This window comes from Collinsella sp. LCP19S3_B11 (assembly GCF_052121915.1).
Classification (GTDB): Bacteria; Actinomycetota; Coriobacteriia; order Coriobacteriales; family Coriobacteriaceae; genus Collinsella.
The window spans coordinates 1-402 of record NZ_JBQKDI010000064.1 but is presented as its reverse complement, the minus strand read 5'-3'; the positions used below and the strand labels follow the sequence as shown (position 1 = coordinate 402).

Here is a 402-nt window from a genome sequence, read left to right as displayed (position 1 = left end):
GTGTTCAAACTTCTGTGGGATAACGTCGCCGGGTTCCGCGAGTTCTGGCAGGGCGTGTGGGACGGCCTTGTCAATGTGGTGGCTACCGCGTGGACGTGGATCAAGAACATCGTCGTCGGGACGTGGGACGCGATCGTCGGCTGGTTCCAGTCCGGCGGGGTGCAGGCAGTGTGGCAGACCCTCGTGGATGGGGCGCAGGCCGCGTGGAACATCATCACGGCGGTGTGGGGCGGCTTGGTTGATTTCTTCGGCGGGATCTTCTCTGGACTCGCAACCGCGTTCAGCGCCGTGTGGGACGTCATCGGTACTGCGTTTATGTGGGTGTGGGAGTCCGTCCTATCGCCCATCTACACTTGGATTGCTGACACGTGGGGACGCATCGCGGAGATCATCGCCCCGGTG

At 62.7% G+C, this 402-nt stretch carries 1 protein-coding gene; it reads left to right on the top strand.

From position 1 onward, the window contains the following. Nucleotides 1–402, top strand: a 402-nt coding sequence (locus tag ACTQV4_RS10390; protein WP_441569794.1) for a hypothetical protein, incomplete at both ends; no start/stop codon positions are given.